Below are 19,344 nucleotides of genomic sequence, written 5' to 3'. Positions count from 1 at the left end.
GCTTTACTGAGGCGTAGACTCGCCGCGCAAGGATTCGGCCAGCGCCCGTCTCAGCTGGTCGGCCTGCATCCCCTGCGCTACAAGATGGTGCAGTTTGGTAAAAGCCGCTTCCGGTGTCAGGTCGAGTCCTGGCACCACCCCCACCTGGTTCAATAAAGCGCCCGTTGCATAGGCCCCCTGACTGACAGCTCCCTGATGGCACTGGGTCAGATTGACGATCACCTGTCCGCGCTCACCGGCACGCACCAGCTCATCCAGCAGCCCCGATTCAGCCTCTGGCGGATTACCGACACCATAGGTCATCAGCACCAGCCCCTTGACGGCATCAGGTGCCAATGCATCACGCACCAAACGCGCCGGCATGCCGGGGAAAACCCCCAGCATCACGACCGCTTCGGGATCATAGCGATGAATCTCGAAACGCACCGGCTCAGGAGGCAACAACAGCTCCTCACGCAGGTTGATTTCGATACCTGCCTGCCCCAGACGCGGAAAATTCGGGGAGTCAAAGGCGTCCAGGCCACTGCTCTTGACCTTGCGCGCTCGATTGCCACGCAACAGTCGACGGTTGAAGCAGATACAGACTTCCGCCAATCCCGGCTGAGACGCCAGCAACAAGGTGGTGACCAGATTGTCGAGTGCATCATTGCGCAACTGGCTCAGCGGGATTTGTGATCCGGTCAGAATCACGGGTTTGTCCTGCTGCGGCAACATGAAAGACAGCGCCGAGGCGGTGTAGGCCATGGTATCGGTGCCGTGCAGCACCACAAAACCGGCATACCGATCCCAGTGCGCCTGCAAGGTCAGCGCGATCTTTTCCCAGTCACCTGGCACCAGACTGGCGCTGTCGATCAGCCGGTCATATTCCAGAAGATCGAACGGCGGCAGCTCGCGCTCGCCAAGCAGCCCCCTGAGCCGAGCTTCAAAGCCCGGCTCAGGCACATAACCCTGCTCCGAGGGCACCATCCCGATGGTACCCCCGGTGTAAATCACCAGAACACGACGGCTCATGAGGCTGCCGCTACCGGTGCCAACATGGCGAGCGGGCTGAGAATCGCATCCAGCTTTTCTTCCGGCAACAACCCCTCAGAAAGTACCAGTTCACGAACCGTGGCCCCGGTGTTCAGTGCCAGTGAAGCGATGCGGGTAGAGTTGCTGTAGCCGATGTGCGGAACCAGGGCAGTCACGATACCGATACTGTTATCCAGATGACGTGCACACTGTTCCTCGTTGGCACGAATGCCCGTGATACAGCGCGTTTCCAGCATGGTGCAGGCCGACGTCAGCATCTTGATCGAGTTGAGCAGGTTGTACACGATCATCGGCTCCATGGCGTTCAGCTGCAGCTGACCGGCTTCGGCTGCCAGCGTCACCGCCAGGTCTGCCGCGATCACCTGATAGGCGGTCTGGTTGACGGCCTCAGGGATCACCGGATTCACCTTGCCCGGCATGATGGATGAGCCCGGCTGCATCGGTGGCAGCATGATCTCGCCCAGGCCGGTACGCGGGCCGCTGGAAAGCAGGCGCAAGTCGTTACACATCTTGCCCAGCTTGATGGCAAAGCGCTTGAGAATGCCGGAGAACATGACGAAGGCGCCCATGTCCGAGCTGGCTTCCATCAGGTTAGTGGCAGACACGACCGGCTTGCCGGAGATTTCGGCCAGACGACGCACGGCCAGCGCCTGATAGCCCACCGGCGCATTGATACCGGTCCCGATAGCGGTCCCGCCAAGATTGACTTCGCACAGCAAACGACTGGCGTCATGCAGGCGGTCAATATCCTCGGAGAGGTTCACGGCGAACGCCTCGAACTCCTGCCCCAGCGTCATGGGCACCGCATCCTGCAGCTGGGTCCGCCCCATTTTGACGATATGGCCGAATTCTCGCCCCTTCTCCTCCAGCGAAGCAATCAGACTGCGAATCGCATGTTCAAGCGGTTCAGCCGCGAACTGGATTGCCAGACAAACGGCTGTCGGATAGGCGTCATTGGTCGATTGCGAACGGTTAACGTCGTCATTGGGATGCAGGAACTGATACTCGCCCTTGCCATGACCCAGCTTCTCCAGCGCCAGGTTGGCAATGACTTCATTGGCGTTCATGTTGGTCGAGGTCCCTGCGCCCCCCTGGATCAGGTCGACGACGAACTGGTCATGCAAGTGACCGGCGTCGATATCCGCACAAGCCTCCATGATCGCATCAGCCTTGTGTGCCGGCAGCACACCCAGCTCACGGTTCGCCCAGGCCGCCGCTGACTTGACCTGCACCAACGCCCGCACCAGCGCCGGAAAATGGCTGATCGGCACGCCAGTGATGGCAAAATTATCGAGAGCACGCTGGGTTTGAATGCCATACCAGGCATCGGCAGGAACGGCCAGGTCACCCAGAAGATCATGTTCAATGCGCGTTTTCATCTATTGCATCGGACCTTTGCAAAGGAATAAAAAAAGCTCCCGGGGTCGGCAGAAATCCGGGAGCAAATGGAGAAGTGGTCATTACTTGCCTTGTGCTGCGCTTTCGCGCGCCTGAATCCGGGCCAGGTCTTCCGGCTCGATCTCCCATGCCGCCGGATCCACGTTCATGTCACGGAATCGGTTGGCATCGAACACCGGCTGATCCTGCCCATCGGCGATCTGGCTGTCGAAGTCACGCATGATGCGCAGACCCGGCTTGATCAGGAACAGCAGTGCGATCAGGTTGACCAGCGCCAGCAGGCCCATGGTCACATCCGCGAAGCCAAAGACAGTGCTCAGATCAGTGGTCGAGCCCCAGCACACGAGACCGATGATCAGCACACGGAAACCGTTGAACAGATTCTGGTTTTCGGTGCTAAAGAAGTTCAGGCTGTTTTCGCCAAGGTAGTAGTTGTACAGAATGGTGCTGAAACCGAACAGCAGCAGCGCAATGCTGACAAAGGAGCGACCCCAGTCACCCACGTGGTCGGCCAGTGCGGATTGGGTCAGCGCCACACCCTCAACGCTGGCACCACTGCCCGGCTCATAGACACCGCTCAGCAGGATGATAAAGGCGGTTGCAGAACAGATGATCAGCGTATCGATGAAGACGGAGAAAGACTGCACAATGCCCTGGTTTGCCGGGTGCGGCACATAGGCAACAGCCGCCACGTTGGGCGCACTGCCCAGACCCGCTTCATTGGAGAACAGACCGCGCTTGACCCCCATCAGGATGGCCGCACCAATCCCCCCGCCGATGGCCGGCTCAAGGCCAAAGGCGCTCTTGACGATCAGCATGATCACATCGGGAATACGGTCAAAATTCATGCCCAGCACCACAAGCGCGATCAGCAGGTAGCCACCCGCCATCACCGGCACCAGCACTTCTGCCACCTTGGCGATTCGCTTCACGCCGCCAAAGATGATCATGCCCACGATCATGGCCAGCGCAATGCCGGTGTAGAACACGGGCACACCGAAGGCATCACCAACAGAGGTTGCGACGGCATAGGACTGCAGCGCAGTGAAACAGAAACCGAAGGTCACCAGCAGCAGAACCGAGTACAGCGCTGCCAGCCATTTCCACTTGGCACCCAGGCCTCGTGAGATGTAATGCGCAGGGCCACCACGGTAGGTCCCATCCGGTTCTGCCTGCTTGTAGGCCTGGGCCAGAGTACATTCGAGGAAGCTGGTGGCCATGCCCATCATGCCAACGACCCACATCCAGAACACGGCACCCGGGCCGCCCAGCGTAATGGCTACCGCAACACCGGCTATGTTACCGCCGCCGACACGTCCCGCCACAGACAACAGCAGCGCCTGGAAAGAACTCAGATGTCCGTGCTTGTCGTGCTTGAAGGCCTGGCTGGCGCTCAGAATACGGAACATGCGTCCGAAGTAACGAAACTGTACGAATCGGGATGCGACCGTGAAGCCGATACCGATTGCGATCAACAAGGCGATCAGTATCTTGCCCCAGAGGATGTCGTTGAGAAAATCCAACATAAATGAACTCCGCTATTCTTTTTATAACGGCTGTTGAAAACCCGTCTGCAGGACCAGGAACATCACTGCCAACCGGGTAAAGAGTCGTTCAATCGCACTCTTGTACTCGCTAGTGCCCTGCTCCGGCCTACCTGAAAACGGCTTTCAGCAACCCGGTATGAAAGCAGGGGATTTAACCAGTCATGGAGCGCTGTTAAAATTTGTCACTCTTGCTACAGGTTAGCGCAGTTTGGCGCACTTAGAGCACCATTTGGCATTAGCGCGTTTTGACGCACTTTTAAAGACAACATCCCGGTCAGGAGGTATAGGATTGAACGAGGACTTTGCTCAGAACCTGCGCCTGCTGTGCAGCTATCACAAATCGATCGCTGAAGTCTGTCGCCGCCTGGAAATCAACCGCCCCCAGTTCAACCGATACCTGAGCGGTCGCTACAAGCCCTCTGCCAACACCCTGCGCCGCCTGTGTGATTTTTTTGGCGTTGAAGTGCATGAAATCCTGCTGCCGCATGACCAGTTTCAGCGCCTGGTTCAGGTTCGACCCAGCAGCGCCCCCGTGGCCGCATCGCCCAACGACATCATCAGCGAGCATGTCGATCACCTGTGCCGCAGCGGCAGCAGCGGTCTCGACCGTTATCTGGGCTATTACTTCGAGTACTACCTGTCGATGTCGACGCCGGGCAAGCTGATCCGCACCCTCATCAGCATCGAGAAACGGGATGGTCATTATGTATTCCAGCGCACCGAACGCATGCAGCCGGAACAGGGTCAACCGGCCTGTCACAACCGCTACCAGGGCGCAGCCGTGATGCTTAGCGACCGACTGTTTCTGGTTGATTACGAAACCCTCAACCGCCACGAGCTGACGCAAACCATTCTGTTCCCCAGCTTCAGAAACCGTTTGACGCGCCTGACAGGATTGAGGATCGGGGTGTCTGACAACAGCGAACGCATGCCGTGCTGCACCCGGGTACTCTACGAGTTTCTGGGCACCAGCGTCAGAGTGCGAAAGGCACTGGCCATGTGCGGCCTGATTGAGCCCGACAGTCAGGACCTAGACCCTGCCATTGTTGCTGCGGTGCAAAATGATATGAGCGAGGACGAAATTCACTTCCGCGCTCGCCACCATAGAGGACGCTGAAGGTTTCAGCACGATAGCTGACAGGCGCTTTATTGCTGCATCGCACAAAAATATTGTCGATTAGAACATATCTGTCTAAAAGGCCTATTGTGCAGCGCACAAAAATAGTCGATATTTGAATTGTCCTGGCAACAGGACGCGAGAGTAGTTGCTCTTCCTCTATTTCTCTCGCATTCCCGTTTCCAACTCTGGCCGTTTTGAGTTGTATGCACTTTGTTGCCCCTCTTCCCTGAAGAGGGGCTTTTTATCGCCTAATCTGCCTGTTGACGCTGCTTCTGCGCCTCTCGCTGCTCGGCCTTGAGCTGACGACGCTTCTCAATTACTTCATTGGCCTCGGCACCGATATGCGCTTCCCCTCGCGCACGCGCCAGCTGCGCCTGTCTTTCGCGCTGCAAAAAACGTTCACGCTGACGCTCGGTCAGACGATCATGACAATGCGGGCAGCTGACACCCTTCTCATACTGAGGACTGGCCTTGTCCTCTTCGGTAATCGGCATGCGACAGGCATGGCACTGGTCGTATTCGCCCTTTTCCAGCTGATGGTTAACCGATACACGGTTATCGAAGACGAAGCATTCCCCTTCCCACAGCGTCTGTTCTTCCGGTACCTCTTCCAGATATTTCAGGATACCGCCTTCCAGGTGATAGACCTCATCGAACCCCTGCTCCTTAAGGTAGGCCGTGGATTTCTCACAACGGATACCGCCGGTGCAGAACATCGCCACTTTCTTGTGCTTCTGCGGGTCCAGGTGCTCTTTCACATACTGCGGAAACTCTCGGAAGGTTTCAGTCTGCGGGTTGACCGCATTCTTGAAGGTCCCGATCTGCACTTCATAGTCGTTACGCGTATCGATCAGAATCACTTCCGGATCCGAGATCAGGGCATTCCAGTCCTTCGGCTTCACGTAGGTGCCTACCACCCGCTTGGGATCAATCCCTTCAACGCCCATGGTGACGATCTCTTTTTTCAGCTTCACCTTGGTGCGATAGAAGGGATTACTCTCGTCATAGGATTCCTTGTAATCCAGCTCAGCCAGTCGCGAATCAGACTTGAGCCAGGCCAGAACGGCGTCAATGCCTTCGCGACTGCCGGCAATGGTGCCATTGATGCCTTCTTTCGCCAGCAGCAGGGTGCCACGCACCCCCTGCTCGACCATCAGGTCATGCAGCGGCTGACGCAGCTGCTCAAAGTTTTCCAGAGTGACGAACTTGTACAGTGCACAGACTACAGTGCTGGACATGGTGTTTTCCTGTTCTTGCGGTCCGGAGCGTAAATCCGGAGCATGAATGATGGGGCAGGTTGACCGCCCCCGGTGAATCAGAGCGCCTGCTCGCGAGCCGCGCGCTCCTGGAGTTTTTTTAGTACGCGCGACACGGCTACAAAGCCGAAAGTCGCGGTAACACAGGTGGTGGCGCCAAAACCACCGGCACAATCGAGACGCGTCCCGTTTTCCATCACGCTTTTCTGCTGACAGACGCTGCCATCCGGCTGCGGATAGCGCAACTGCTCTTCGGAATAAACGCACTCAACGGCAAAACGACGACCACTGCTGCTGAAACGGTAGTGACGACGCAGGAAGGATCGTACCTTGGCGGCCAGCGGGTCGTTTTGAGTCCGGGTCAGGTCTGCATAACGAACCATGGTTGGATCGGTCTGCCCTCCTGCACCGCCGATGGTGATCACCGGAACCTTGTGACGCTTGCACCAGGCAATAATGGCAGCCTTGTCCTTGACGCTGTCGATGGCATCCACGACATAGCTCACGTCGTCATGCAGCAATTCATCCAGGTTCTCACGGCTGGCAAAGGCCTCGACCTCATGTACCAGACAGTCCGGGTTGATGTCACGGATACGCTCGGCCATCACCGCCACCTTGGACTGACCGATGGTCGAACTGCGCGCATGAATCTGGCGATTGGTATTGGTCACGCAGATATCATCGAGGTCGATCAGCGTAATTTCGCCGATGCCGGTGCGCGCCAGCGCCTCAGCCACCCAGGAGCCGACTCCGCCGATACCGACCACAGCCACATGTGAGCGCTGGAACAGCGCCAGGCCGTCCAGACCATAAAGACGGGCAGTCCCGCCAAATCGCTGATCTGCAGTTTCACTCATCGTCGAACTCATCCTCGGTCAGTTCGGTCAGCACGGCTTCACCGCACTGGCAGCATTTGCCTTCAATAAAGATCATGCCAAACAGCTCATACTCTTCAGGGTCGCGCATCCCCAGGCCCAACTGCTGACAGTGGTCGCACCAGGTATCGGTCAGGAAAAGCTGCTGTTCTTCCGGATCGCGGGCATAAAAATCCCGCGGCACACGATTTTCGTTCATTTTTTGATCAATCATTATAGGGCGCGCATGATAATTCAGTTGGAAGCACCATGCCAGCGCAGGGAAAAGGGGTCTGACCAGTCCGTGCTGAGCAGGTCAGCCAACTCGGGCAGGTTGAACAATGAACCCAAGGTTGGATCAGCCCTGAAGGCAAAGGTTTCACCCTGCAGGGCAAACCTCAGTTGCCAGGCATGCAGATAGCCGCGATCCGGCTGGATACGATCCGACAGTTGCTCGACCTTCTCGTGATAAACAGGATCACCGATGATGGGTGCCCCCACGCTTTTGAGCGCCACCCGAATCTGATGGGTCTTGCCGGTATAGGGACGACAGAGAAAGGCGCGCAGCCCCGGCTTGATGGAAGCACTGTAAAACTCGGTACGGGCAAAATTCTCGGTATCGCGGGTCAACCGCCAACTGCTGCGGCGACTGCGAGCCATGCCGCCTTCGATGCGCCCCTGCTTCTTGACGGGTTTGCGATCACTCAGCGCCAGATAGAGTTTGCTGACCTGCTGTTCGGCAAAGGCGGCAGACAGTTCTGCGGCCATCTCGGCTGACAGTGCAAACACGACCAGTCCGGATGTCATCCGATCCAGCCGATGCACCGGCCAGACCTTTTGCCCCAGCGCCTGCTCCAGCCGCATCGCCAGACCGGCTGCCTGGTCGTCCTTGTGCATACTGATGCCCGGCGACTTGTCGATCACGACAAAGCGCGGGTCCTGTGAAACGATCTGGAATGCAGTGCCGGCGCCGGTATGGCTCACCAGTTCATTACCTGCTTGACGAACGGCACGGTAATCTTGCGCTGGGCGCTGAGGGAAGCCACGTCCAGCTTATCCAGCGTTACCAGCAGATGGGCCATGTTGCGACTGCCGTGGTGCATCAGATAGCGGATGACGTCATCGCCCAGCTGCAATCCTCGGGCGCGGGCACGGGCCTTGAGTGCCACTACCTTGGTATCGTCATCCAGCGGCTGCAGCTGAAACACCATCCCCCAGTTGAGGCGTGATTCCAGGTCCGCCAGCTTGATACCCAACTTGGCCGGAGGCAGGTTAGCCGCCATGATCAACACATGCCCGTTGGCACGCATGCGGTTATACAGATGGAAGAGCGCTTCTTCCCACTCTGCATCACCTGCGATCTGCTCCAAATTGTCGATGCACACCAGATCGAGCTGGTCGAAATCTTCAAGAATACGAGGACCGTAGTCCTTCAGCTCGGCAAGGGGAAGATAAACAGCACTGCGACGGACCGGATCCGAGGCATGACAGCAGGACTGCAGCAAGTGGGAGCAGCCGGTACCGGCATGTCCCCAGATATAGAGATACTGCTCACCAAAACCGGCAGCAGCCTTCTCCAGCGCAGCACAGACCAACCCGTTGCGACCACGCACGAAGTTTTCGAAGCGGGCATCATCTCTCAGGCTGATCCCCAGGGGCAACTGCATTGGAGCTGCGGTACGGCTTTTCTCTTTCTGTGTCACTGCAAGCGTCTTAACGGGTTCAGAAAACCTTGATTTACATCCGGCCAATAAATGACGCGCGTAACTCTAACACAGAGCGCCCTCAACCTGATAAACTAGCGCGATAATTTTTTACCGATTATTTCCCGCTTTAAAGGTTGACTCACCCATGTCTACAGGTTCTGAAAAAACTTCCCTGAGCTACAAGGATGCCGGCGTTGATATTGATGCAGGTAACGCCCTGGTCGAGCGTATCAAAGGTGTCGCCAAACGTACTGCCCGTCCTGAAGTCATGGGTGGACTGGGTGGTTTCGGCGCTTTGTGCGAACTGCCGGCCGGTTACAAGCAGCCGGTTCTGGTATCCGGCACTGACGGCGTAGGCACCAAGCTGCGTCTGGCAATGGAACTGAACAAGCATGACACCATCGGTATCGACCTGGTCGCCATGTGCGTTAACGACCTCGTGGTCGCCGGTGCTGAGCCGCTGCTGTTTCTCGACTACTATGCCACCGGCCACCTGAACGTCGACATGGCCGCTGACGTGGTCACCGGCATTGGTGCTGGCTGTGAGTTGGCGGGTGCTGCTCTGGTCGGTGGTGAAACCGCCGAAATGCCGGGCATGTACGAAGGCGACGACTACGACCTGGCGGGCTTCTGTGTCGGCGTTGTAGAAAAAGAAGAGATTATCGACGGCAGCAAGGTTCAGGTGGGTGACGCCCTGATCGGCCTGGCTTCTTCCGGCCCGCACTCCAACGGTTACTCCCTGATCCGCAAGATCCTGGAAGTCACCAACGCTGACCTGCAGCAGCCGATGGGTGACAAGACTCTGGCCGAAGCCCTGCTGGAACCAACACGCATTTACGTCAAACAGCTGCTGAAACTGATCCGTGAGTCTCAGGTGAACGCACTGTCCCACATCACCGGTGGCGGCCTGCTGGAAAACATCCCGCGTGTACTGCCGGCCTCTGCCAAGGCCGTTATCGATGTCAAATCCTGGGAAATGCCGCCAGTATTCCAGTGGCTGCAGGAAGGTGGCAACGTAGACGCTCGTGAAATGTACCGCACCTTCAACTGTGGTGTCGGCATGGTCATCGCCGTTCCGGCTGACAAGGCTGAAGCGGCCATCGCTCTGCTGCAGGCTGAAGGCGAAAACGCCTGGCTGATCGGCCAGATCGAAACGGCTGCCGAAGGCGAAGAACAGGTTGAGCTGCGCGGCCTGGAGGCCTGAGATGTCGCCGAAACGGATTGTAGTACTCATATCCGGCAGCGGCTCCAACCTGCAAGCGATTCTGGACCAGACGCTTGATGGTCAGATCAATGGCAAGATCGCGGCGGTTATCAGTAACCGCCCCGATGCCTTTGGCCTGACCCGGGCCGAGCAGGCCGGCGTGGTCGCCCGTCTGCTCGACCACAAGGCGTTTGCCGACCGGGAAAGCTTCGATGCAGCCCTTATCGAGCTGATCGACAGTTACCAGCCTGACCTGGTGGTGCTGGCCGGCTTCATGCGCATCCTGACGCCGGAGCTGGTCCGTCACTACCACGGACGTCTGTTCAACATCCACCCGTCCCTGCTGCCCAAATACAAGGGCCTGCACACGCACCAGCGTGCACTGGAAGCGGGTGATGCCGAGCATGGCTGCACCGTCCACTTCGTGACCGAAGAACTGGATGGCGGCCCACTGATTGTGCAGGCCAAAACCGATATCCTGACCGGTGATGACGAACAGAGCCTGCAGCAACGCGTCCACCAGCTGGAACACCAGATCTACCCGCTGGCCGTGCAATGGTTCTGCGAAGAGCGACTGAGCCTGAGCGGCGACGGCGTCATGCTGGACGGTGAACTTCTGGCGACGACCGGTTACCAATACACCACCCGCTAAAAACGGAGGTTGTATGCGCCTGACACTTGCCACCGCTTTGACCGGCTGCCTGATCCTCGGCAGCCTTCCGTCACACGCCGACACGGCCCAACTACCTGCATTCAAGGCGACTTATACGACCGCCTTTGATATGGGGATTTCCCTGAGCGGTGAAGCGGTACGCCAGTTGCGGCAAACCGAAGGTGGTGAGTGGCGCTTCAGCTCTGAGGCCGCCGCACTGATGGCTGGCATCAGTGAAGTAACGCGCTTCCAATACCAGCCGTCCGAGCCCATCAAGCCGCTGAGCTACCGCTATCATCGCAAGGTGCTGGGCAAAAGTCGCAAAGCCAGTGTCGAGTTCGACTGGAACACGCTGTCCGTGACCACCGTGGTCAAGGACAAGCCCTGGAAAATGCAGGTCCCCACTGGCACCCAGGACAAACTCAGCTATCAGTTGCAGATGCGACTGGATCTTCTGGCCGGCAAAACCGAGATGATCTATGACGTTGCCGATGGCGGCAAACTCAAGGAATACCGCTTCAAGGTAACCGGCGAAGAAGAGATCGATACCCCCTATGGCCGCTTCAATGCCGTTCGCGTCATGCGTGACCGTGGTGAAGGCGCCGACAGGGAAACGCTTATCTGGCTCGCCCCCGAACTGGATTATCTGATCATACGTCTGGAACAAACCGAATCCGACGGCAAGACCTATGCCCTTCTGCTCAAGAATCTGGAGACACCATGAGCGCAAGCCTGATCGACCTGACCGAATCCCGCCTGCTGGCCCGCGAACAGGCTGCTATGGATAACCCTGACGAGCTGTTCTACTGCAGCTACCTGATCAGCCACCTGAATCTGGTAGCGGCTGATCTGCCAGAGTCCGACGAAGCCTTTCTGCACAACGTACAGGAAAGCCTCGATAATGCCTTTGCCGTTGACCAGCTCAGCGATCAGGACAAATCCGGCATCAAATCTCTTTGGCAGGATGTCTGCGGCGAGACGGTATCACCGATCGCCAGCTGATCCGGCACAACGGCCAGTATGTATCAGTGTGGTTCGTTATTGATGCCATAAGGACCAAGGCAGCATCACATGGCTGCGACTTATGAATGGCCAAAAAGCACTTTGGTCCCTTATCACACTGATACTTTGGCTGCGTTTTATCACCCACCTGTTGAACCATCTCCCCTTTAGGCGCTAAATCAGCGCAAACAAACATAAAGGGATTTAACATGTTGGGTCACTTTTCCGATCAGAGCCACTGGTTCCTGCTGGTGCTCATGAGCACCACCACTCTCTTCTTTGCCTTACCCATTTTCATAGCGCCGCACAAATGGGCCAAATTGATGCTATGGAAGATACCTGCCGAAACCGACCTTAGCGTCTATTTTGGCCGCTGCCTGGGGGCTTTCATTCTGGTGGTCGAGCTACTGATGCTCAGAGGCATTCTCGACACAGATGCCCGCACTTTTGTGTTCGATACACTTTATGCCGTCTTTTTCCTTATGCTGGTCGTACACATCTATGGCGCTTTCAAGCGTATACAGCCGATTACAGAGACACTTGAAATCGGCCTGTGGTCACTTTTGCTGGTATTGAACACCCTGTTCTACCCTGCTCAGCAATTCAGTTTTACGTAACTCCATATAACGTAATCACCAAAGCATCAGGACAGGTCAGGCATCAGGTCACTGTGGAAGGACGTTTGCGGCGACACGGTATCACCGGTCGCCAGCTGATCCTGAACATCGACCAGCAACACCCGGTGCTGATCCAGTGCCAGCGTCAGCGTGAAACAGCGCTGACGCCCCCCGATGTCCATATAGGGCGCTGACCGCAAAATACGGCGATCGTAATCCGAGGACGCCACCAGCTGATAAAACCAGGGACGCCAGCTCCAGTTATGACCCAGCACACTCGGGTCGGCATGCCAGGCCCCCTCGCGATACTCGTAGTTAGGTGAGATCTGCACGCCTTGGCGATCACAGATAAAGCAGCGCAACACGGCCGGATCTGGCACATATTCCTGCAACACTTCGTAACCATCTGCTGAAAGCAAAAGCTCACGCATTGCCAGCAATTGGCCTTGCAAGCCTTCGAGATGCCATTGTCGCCGTGCCGATTGCTCTACCATGAGTTCCAGATACTGCTGCAGCAGCGTCTGTACCTGCTCGGCGTAGCGGTCCACCTCGACAAAGCCGTCAACGGCCTGCTCAAAAATAAAGCCCTGCACATAGCTGGCGTTGCATTGCAGGGCGATAAAGAACTCGTCAGCCGTTTCCACACCCTCGAAAATCAGCTTGCAGCCCAACCGCGCCGCCATATCACCGATGGTATGCAGCAATGCACTCTCTTGGTGCGCGTCTGCACTATTTCGGAACACCCGCATATCCACCTTAAGCAAATCCGGCGTAAATGCCAGTAAACGATCAAGGTGCTGGAAACCGGAGCCGAAATCGTCCAGTGCAATGCGCACATTTTCGTTGCGATAGCGTTGTGCGAGCCGATTGATGCAGTCCACATCGCCGACATGCTCGGTGATTTCGATCACGACACGGGTATGATCGATCACCAGACGATCCATCATGGCCAGCGTAGGCAAAGGGTCATCGGCAGCCAGCCCCTCGATCCACTCGGGAGACAGATTCAGCGTAAGAAAGGTATTTTCCGGCGCCTGAGTGAAGGCCTCAAGCGCCTGATTGCGTACAGCGCGATCAAGTTCAAGGCGCTGATCGACCGAAATGGATGGATTTTGAAACAGCATCCCTGCCGACACAACCTGCCCGGCTGCGTTCCGTTGTCTGGCCAACGCCTCATACCCCGCTACTCGCCCAGTGGCAATTTCGACGATGGGCTGAAACCAGGGGAAGACAGATTGCTGCATTGGAACCTCGATAACAGATGGAACTGAATTGGTGCAAGGTTATAGCAAGACCCGGGCCAAAATGGATCACAGCGTCTTGCCAAACCCAATCCTTATCGAAATATCTACATGCAACATCAAGCAGTTAGCCAATGCCGGATTGCCCGACAGCACCCGCATTGAGGTTAGAGCGACTTTTCCATGTGAATATGCGGAATACCCGCATCCATGAATTCCTCACCGTAGGGGGTAAAGCCCAGCTTGCGATAGAACTCCACCGCATGAGTCTGTGAGCCCAGATACACGCGCGTGCACCCCGCCTTTTGCGCTGCATCCACCAGCGCCACCACAACTTGAGCGCCAATCCCCAGCCCGCGAAACGCTTCAAGGATGGCAATACGCCCGATGTGACCATCTTCCAACACACGCCCTGTGCCGACCGGTTGGCCATTTACCAAGGCCAGCACATGCAGGGCGGCCCCATCCAGGCCATCGAACTCCAGCTCCGGCGGAACCTTTTGCTCATGGACGAATACGGTTTCGCGGATTGCACAGATGGCATCCCTTTCCTTGCCCTCGTAAGGGACGATTACGACTTCAGACATCAGTTTCTCTTTACCTTGGGCCGACACAGGTTCAGCTCTAACCTGTATCCGCGTGACAACAGGATCAGCAGGAGCAGGCGGAAAGACACACACCTCACCCTTTGTACTGGTAGTGTATGGGAATTCCTCAGGGCAAACATCAGGGCACTATCAAAGGGTCGATAATCTTTCTCATCCAACCGCCAGCGCTTTGGCAAAACCTATTCTGATTAAATTAGCCTTGGCTTGAATGTTTGGCAGTGTCACTCGTTCAAAAAACAACCAGACTTCATCGCGCAAGGGCATCGGTATGTACCGGGCAGCTAAACTGTACTTTTACAAATACTGATCATAATTGGCTATTTTCGCTTGCAGTCTTTTTGACAGGAAAGGACTCGCCTCACCGAGCTGCTCCAATATAAGCCTTGCCTCACTCTGGTATGCCGCTATTTTGACCTGATCCCAGTGGGCGGGAGGTGGCTGCAGGTTCGTGATGCGATCACATAGTTTCACCATCCAGACCTCTTTGGGTTGGTATTTTATTCTGCCGATACTGTCCATCATCTGCTCATGTTTTGACGACAGATTCTCATTTTTTGTCAGCGCTAAAACCCCATCGGCAATTTCGGTTCCGAAGTGATGCTTTATCTCTTCATAAGTTGCTGACGTATCTTCGATGGCATCATGCAGCAACGCACATAAAACAAGAATATCCGGATTTTCGATACGCTCATGCGCTACAGCGGCTGCAGCCTCCATGGCGACCAGTCCAAGATGATTGATGTAGGGAATATCACTTCCTGGCAACTTCTGGCCATGGTGTATATTCGAGGCAAAATTCCATGCTCTTTGATATGTATCCTGGTCCCAAACACTCATAGATTACCTTTTGAATTAAATTCAAATCTCAGACGCTCAACTTCAAAACAGGCCAAAACAGTCTTGTTAGAGACATTATAAAACCGAACACAATACCGCCGATCAAAGAGGCACCCAAGATATCGCACCGCGGATCAGCCGCCTCTGTCACGCCAGCGCAGTCGTATCTGTTTTTCCGTTTCGATGATCAGCAGCAGAGCGATTCCCACGCCAAGTATGTTGAGGCCATCGATTGGCGGAAGCGCAACGGTTGCAAAGAGTGCCTGCAGGGGCGGCAGGTAAGTAATCGCAAACTGGGCACAGGTCACGATAATCACCGTTGCCCAGACCACTCGGGTGCCTCTGACCGCTTGCCAGGTCAGGGATGTACCATAGAAATTCCGGATGAAGAACAGATGAAAGATCTCCATCACCGCAAGGGTGTTGAGCGCGATGGTGCGAGCAAGTTCGACGGAGTACCCCTTGTCGATGGCGTTGGCATACATGCCAAAGACACCGGCGACGAACAGCGCCGATACGAACACCGTATGCCAGGCCAGGTCGCCTGAAAGCAGTGGCTCGCTTCGGGGTCGCGGTGGGCGGCGCATGGTGCCCGGTTCGGTCGGTTCGAACGCCAGGGCAACCCCAAGAGAGACCGCAGTGATCAGGTTGATCCAGAGAATCTGGATCGGTGTAACCGGCAGAGTCATGCCGAACAACAGCGCCACGATGATGGTCATGGCTTCGCCGGTACTGGTCGGCAACGTCCAGCTGATCACCTTCTTGATGTTGTCGTAGACCGTTCGCCCCTTCCTGACGGCGGCCGTCAACGAGGCGAAGTTATCATCCGCAAGCACCAGTTCAGACGCTTCCTTGGCGGCTTCGCTGCCCCTCCGGCCCATCGCGATCCCTACATCCGCGCGTTTCAGCGCCGGGGCATCGTTAACGCCATCGCCGGTCATGGCCACGGTCATCCCCTGTGATTGCAAGGCCATGACCAGCCGCAGTTTGTGTTCGGGACTGGTGCGGGCAAATATATCCGTGCTCATCGCGGCCGCTGCCAGTGTCAGGTCATCCATGCCGTCCAGCTCGATTCCGGTCAGTACACGATCCGAATTCTGCAGCCCGATCTGTCGGCCGATGGCAGCGGCGGTCCCCTTGTGATCCCCGGTGATCATCTTTACGCGGATCCCGGCCCGCAGACATTCCCCGATGGCGGCAATCGCTTCAACGCGGGGAGGATCGATAAGCCCCACAAGGCCGATCATGATCAGCCCCTGCTCCACATCTGAAAATTCCAGGATGAAATGCTCTGGTGCCACCGGTTTGATCGCCAGCGCCAGCACCCGCATCCCCTTCGCGGCAATCTTTTCCGCCTGCACCTGCCAATAGGCCTGATCAAGCGGGGCGCTGTTGCCATCAGCCGTACGCTGGCTGCCGCACATCGACAGCAGCCGCTCCGGCGCGCCCTTCACCGCCACCAGTGCATGGTTGCGATGGTCATGGTTCAGGGTCGCCATAAACCGATGCTCCGCATCGAAGGGGATGATGTCAGTACGCGTCCAAGCCGCACGAAGCGTCCTTGGCTCCAGCCCGATCTTGCCTGAGAAGGCCATCAGTGCTCCTTCCATTGGGTCGCCCTCGACCGACCAGACACCTTCACACTCATGCAATGAGGCATCGTTGCACAGCACCGCCACCCGCCCCAGTTCCTCTAGCGCCGCAGGCATTGAATCATCTATGACATGACCATCGCACAACAGGTCGCCGTCGGGGGCGTATCCGACACCCTGCAGCGAATACTCGGCTGAGCCTGTGACCACTGTGGCCACCATCATCTCGTTCCGCGTCAAGGTACCGGTCTTGTCGGTGCAGATGACTGACACTGCCCCCAGGGTTTCAATTGCAGGCAGGCGCCTGACGATGGCATTGCGCCGGGCCATTGCCTGTACACCAACCGCCAGCGTGATCGTTAAAACCGCCGGCAGCCCCTCGGGGATGGCCGCAACCGACAAGCCCACTACTGCCATGAACAGGTCGGCAAACGCCAGACGTTCGGCCAGGGTGCCAAACACCAGCAGCAGACCTGCAACCAGCAGGATCAGCAGACTCAGCCAACGTGCAAACAGGTTCATCTGCCGAGTCAGCGGTGTCGTCAGCACTTCCACCCCTGATAACAGGCCACTCATGCGACCGATCTCGGAGTTTGCACCCGTAGCCACCACGACCCCACGCCCCTGCCCCCGGGTGACCAGGGTCCCGCTGTAAACCATGCTCGTTCTGTCACCCAGCGCTTCATCCTGTCCCACAGGATGCGTCTGCTTCTCCACGGGCATCGATTCCCCCGTCAGGATTGCTTCCTGCACCTGCAGGCCACGTACGTCCAGAAGCCGCAGATCAGCGGGCACTTTGTCGCCGGCTTCGAGCAGGACAATGTCGCCCGGCACCAGCGCTTCAGCTGAGACCCTGTGCCGTCCCTTGTCCCTCATCACTGATGCTTTCAGTGCCAGCATGCGGCGGATGGCGTCCATCGCCTTTTCAGCCTTGCCCTCCTGAAAAAACCCGATCGTCGCGTTAATCAATACCACCGCAATGATCACCAGCGTATCTGCCACATGGCCCAGAGTTGCAGTAATCGCGGCAGACCCCAGCAGTACGTAGATCAGGATATTGTGAAACTGGAGCAGAAAACGAGTCAGCACACTGCGCCTGGCAGGTTCAGGCAGGCTGTTGGAACCATAGTGAGCAAGACGCATCGCCGCTTCTTGCGAGGACAGACCGTCAACCGAGGTCTGCAGCGCCTGGAGCGATTGCTCGGTTGTCATCTGGTGCCAGACGCTTTTGGTGAGCTTGTTCATCACATGTGACCGAACTGATTCCCGACGTAAAAATCACAGGGTTCACAAGGCACTGTAGACAGCACGGGGATGGACACCAAGCATTGCGGCCCATTTAGCGACCTGTGCCGGCATCTGCAATGCTCGCTTCCGTCACTGAGACACTGGCGCAAGTGGCAAAAAATCAGGGGTAGGTGCGCAGACGCTTAAGGTGGGATGCCAACGAAAACCCCAGCTGCTGGCTGAGCTGTCGGGCGCGCTTGTCGAGCTGGCTTTGGCTGATCTCGTGACCATCTTCCGAAGCGAAGACCACCCAGTTGCCGCTCTGGGTGTGACAACCATAAATGGTTCCGAACTGCTGCAGTAAAAGTTCCAGGGTGTTTGGCCCCTGATGTTCACGCCAAAGGTTCATCACCAGCCAGCCGCCCTGCTTCAGGCGACGGGCACAGAGTTCCAGATACTCCTCTCCCAGCTGTTGGTCGCTCAGTCCTTCAGCACCGTATATGTCGCTGAAGATGATATCGGCCTTGCGGGTTTCCATGTTGCGCAGAAAGTCGAGCGCATCGGTGGTATGAACCTGAATCCGTTTGCCTCGGGGCAGTTGGAAGAAGCGATAGGCCACCTCCACCACTTCCGGACGCAACTCGGCAATCTGCTGCTTACAGGCGGCAAAACGGCCATGCAGGCAGGTGTTCAGGGCACCGGCACCCAGTCCAAGGCTGATCACTTGACGAGGCTCCACAAACAGCAGCGCCAGCAGCATGGCACGCACATATTCGTGTTCAGGAAGCAGCGGTTCATGCTTGAGACAGCAACTTTGCTCATCCTGATCGCCAAAGGCCAGATAACGCTTGTCGCCATCGTCGAGCACCCGCACGCTGCCGAACTGGTCATGACCTCGATAGATCTCTTTGCCCGGTAGCGACATGGTTTTCCTCTCGAGTGGCAAAAAAGGTCCGCATTATGCCTTGATCTACCACCAAAGTCCTGCCGATTGAGCTGCCGTTTCCCTTTTGTCTGGGGCACACTAGACTCAAATAGAACAGAGTCGACGGAACGAGGAAGTGCCCATGCCGCATGTTTTGGTTGTGGATGATGAGCCCAACATCCTGCTGTCACTGGAGTTTCTGATGCAGCAGGCGGGTTTTTCCGTGGCCACCGCTCCCGATGCGGAGCAGGCCCTGGAACTGATCCATCAGCAGTGTCCGGATCTGTTATTGCTGGATATCAGCCTGCCGGGGATGAGCGGCTTTGATCTGCTGGAACGCCTGCGTGCCGCCGAGGCGACGCGCAAGCTACCCGTGGTGATGCTGACCGCGCACGGCCGCGAGGTCGAAAAGGAAAAAGGCATGGCTCTGGGTGCCAATGATTATGTCACCAAGCCGTTCTCGACTCGTGAACTGGTCAGCCGGGTACAGGCGTTGTTGGCCGACACGCAACAGGGAGGTTGAGCC

General features: G+C 56.9%; 20 protein-coding genes. 7 read left to right on the top strand and 13 right to left on the bottom strand.

Annotated elements, in window-relative coordinates; all coding sequences use genetic code 11:
* Positions 1-3 precede the first annotated feature (3 nt).
* The 3 genes from LN244_RS06200 to LN244_RS06190 all read right to left on the bottom strand — a co-directional run bounded on the left by LN244_RS06200 (position 4) and on the right by LN244_RS06190 (position 3,956).
* The gene (locus LN244_RS06200) at positions 4-1,011 is read right to left on the bottom strand and encodes a type I asparaginase (RefSeq protein ID WP_239041978.1); all 1,008 of its coding nucleotides are present in this window, start codon (positions 1,009-1,011) and stop codon (positions 4-6) included.
* Positions 1,008-2,411 (bottom strand): aspartate ammonia-lyase, encoded by a 1,404-nt coding sequence (locus tag LN244_RS06195; protein WP_239041977.1) that lies wholly within the window; start codon positions 2,409-2,411, stop codon positions 1,008-1,010. The genes LN244_RS06200 and LN244_RS06195 overlap by 4 nt, the downstream gene beginning before the upstream one ends.
* Before the next feature lie 81 nt (positions 2,412-2,492).
* Entirely contained in the window at positions 2,493-3,956 is a 1,464-nt protein-coding gene (locus tag LN244_RS06190; protein ID WP_239041976.1) for an alanine/glycine:cation symporter family protein, read from the bottom strand.
* Positions 3,957-4,266: 310 nt separating this feature from the next.
* Between LN244_RS06190 and LN244_RS06185 the strand changes: the two genes are divergently transcribed.
* Positions 4,267-5,094 (top strand): helix-turn-helix transcriptional regulator, encoded by an 828-nt coding sequence (locus LN244_RS06185; protein WP_239041975.1) that lies wholly within the window; start codon positions 4,267-4,269, stop codon positions 5,092-5,094.
* A gap of 251 nt (positions 5,095-5,345) precedes the next feature.
* On the opposite strand, the gene trhO is transcribed toward LN244_RS06185, so the two are convergent.
* From trhO to hda, 5 genes are all read right to left on the bottom strand, one after another.
* The gene (gene trhO / locus LN244_RS06180) at positions 5,346-6,335 is read right to left on the bottom strand and encodes an oxygen-dependent tRNA uridine(34) hydroxylase TrhO (protein WP_239041974.1); all 990 of its coding nucleotides are present in this window, start codon (positions 6,333-6,335) and stop codon (positions 5,346-5,348) included.
* 77 nt (positions 6,336-6,412) lie between these two features.
* On the bottom strand, positions 6,413-7,210 hold the full coding sequence (tcdA, locus tag LN244_RS06175; RefSeq protein WP_239041973.1) for a tRNA cyclic N6-threonylcarbamoyladenosine(37) synthase TcdA: 798 nt from the start codon (positions 7,208-7,210) through the stop codon (positions 6,413-6,415).
* On the bottom strand, positions 7,203-7,427 hold the full coding sequence (locus tag LN244_RS06170) for a hypothetical protein (protein WP_239041972.1): 225 nt from the start codon (positions 7,425-7,427) through the stop codon (positions 7,203-7,205). The genes tcdA and LN244_RS06170 overlap by 8 nt, the downstream gene beginning before the upstream one ends.
* Positions 7,428-7,462: 35 nt before the next feature.
* On the bottom strand, positions 7,463-8,191 hold the full coding sequence (locus LN244_RS06165; RefSeq protein WP_239041971.1) for a TIGR01621 family pseudouridine synthase: 729 nt from the start codon (positions 8,189-8,191) through the stop codon (positions 7,463-7,465).
* Positions 8,188-8,874 carry a DnaA regulatory inactivator Hda gene (hda, locus tag LN244_RS06160; RefSeq protein WP_239042372.1) on the bottom strand — a complete coding sequence of 229 codons (687 nt, stop codon included), beginning with the start codon at positions 8,872-8,874 and terminating at the stop codon, positions 8,188-8,190. Before hda ends, LN244_RS06165 begins: the two co-directional genes overlap by 4 nt.
* 184 nt (positions 8,875-9,058) lie before the next feature.
* On the opposite strand from hda, the gene purM reads away from it, so the two are divergent.
* From purM to LN244_RS06135, 5 genes are all read left to right on the top strand, one after another.
* Complete coding sequence (gene purM / locus LN244_RS06155; protein ID WP_239041970.1) at positions 9,059-10,117, top strand: phosphoribosylformylglycinamidine cyclo-ligase; 1,059 nt, start codon at positions 9,059-9,061, stop codon at positions 10,115-10,117.
* A 1-nt stretch (position 10,118) separates the two neighbouring features.
* Positions 10,119-10,769: a phosphoribosylglycinamide formyltransferase gene (purN, locus tag LN244_RS06150; RefSeq protein WP_239041969.1), complete on the top strand. Its 651-nt coding sequence runs from the start codon at positions 10,119-10,121 to the stop codon at positions 10,767-10,769.
* A 13-nt stretch (positions 10,770-10,782) separates the two neighbouring features.
* Positions 10,783-11,493, top strand: coding sequence for a DUF3108 domain-containing protein (locus LN244_RS06145; protein ID WP_239041968.1), 711 nt, complete (start codon positions 10,783-10,785; stop codon positions 11,491-11,493).
* The gene (locus LN244_RS06140; RefSeq protein ID WP_239041967.1) at positions 11,490-11,771 is read left to right on the top strand and encodes a YfcL family protein; all 282 of its coding nucleotides are present in this window, start codon (positions 11,490-11,492) and stop codon (positions 11,769-11,771) included. The genes LN244_RS06145 and LN244_RS06140 overlap by 4 nt, the downstream gene beginning before the upstream one ends.
* 209 nt (positions 11,772-11,980) lie before the next feature.
* Positions 11,981-12,388: a hypothetical protein gene (locus LN244_RS06135; protein ID WP_239041966.1), complete on the top strand. Its 408-nt coding sequence runs from the start codon at positions 11,981-11,983 to the stop codon at positions 12,386-12,388.
* Positions 12,389-12,414: 26 nt separating this feature from the next.
* Here LN244_RS06135 and LN244_RS06130 read toward each other — a convergent pair whose 3' ends face one another.
* The 5 genes from LN244_RS06130 to LN244_RS06110 all read right to left on the bottom strand — a co-directional run bounded on the left by LN244_RS06130 (position 12,415) and on the right by LN244_RS06110 (position 18,818).
* Positions 12,415-13,632 (bottom strand): EAL domain-containing protein, encoded by a 1,218-nt coding sequence (locus tag LN244_RS06130; protein ID WP_239041965.1) that lies wholly within the window; start codon positions 13,630-13,632, stop codon positions 12,415-12,417.
* A gap of 164 nt (positions 13,633-13,796) precedes the next feature.
* Positions 13,797-14,216 carry a GNAT family N-acetyltransferase gene (locus LN244_RS06125; protein WP_239041964.1) on the bottom strand — a complete coding sequence of 140 codons (420 nt, stop codon included), beginning with the start codon at positions 14,214-14,216 and terminating at the stop codon, positions 13,797-13,799.
* Between the two features lie 315 nt (positions 14,217-14,531).
* Positions 14,532-15,074 (bottom strand): HD domain-containing protein, encoded by a 543-nt coding sequence (locus tag LN244_RS06120; RefSeq protein ID WP_239041963.1) that lies wholly within the window; start codon positions 15,072-15,074, stop codon positions 14,532-14,534.
* Positions 15,075-15,208: 134 nt separating this feature from the next.
* Positions 15,209-17,911: a cation-transporting P-type ATPase gene (locus LN244_RS06115; RefSeq protein ID WP_239041962.1), complete on the bottom strand. Its 2,703-nt coding sequence runs from the start codon at positions 17,909-17,911 to the stop codon at positions 15,209-15,211.
* Positions 17,912-18,074: 163 nt separating this feature from the next.
* Positions 18,075-18,818: a spermidine synthase gene (locus LN244_RS06110; protein WP_239041961.1), complete on the bottom strand. Its 744-nt coding sequence runs from the start codon at positions 18,816-18,818 to the stop codon at positions 18,075-18,077.
* Between the two features lie 142 nt (positions 18,819-18,960).
* Between LN244_RS06110 and LN244_RS06105 the strand changes: the two genes are divergently transcribed.
* Positions 18,961-19,341, top strand: coding sequence for a response regulator transcription factor (locus tag LN244_RS06105; protein ID WP_239041960.1), 381 nt, complete (start codon positions 18,961-18,963; stop codon positions 19,339-19,341).
* Positions 19,342-19,344 lie beyond the last annotated feature (3 nt).

Origin of the sequence: Marinobacterium sediminicola, from assembly GCF_022343685.1 — a bacterium.
Taxonomy (GTDB): Bacteria; Pseudomonadota; Gammaproteobacteria; order Pseudomonadales; family Balneatricaceae; genus Marinobacterium; species Marinobacterium sediminicola.
The sequence above is the reverse complement of the archived record's forward strand: the minus strand, read 5'-3'. Positions and strand labels throughout refer to the sequence as shown.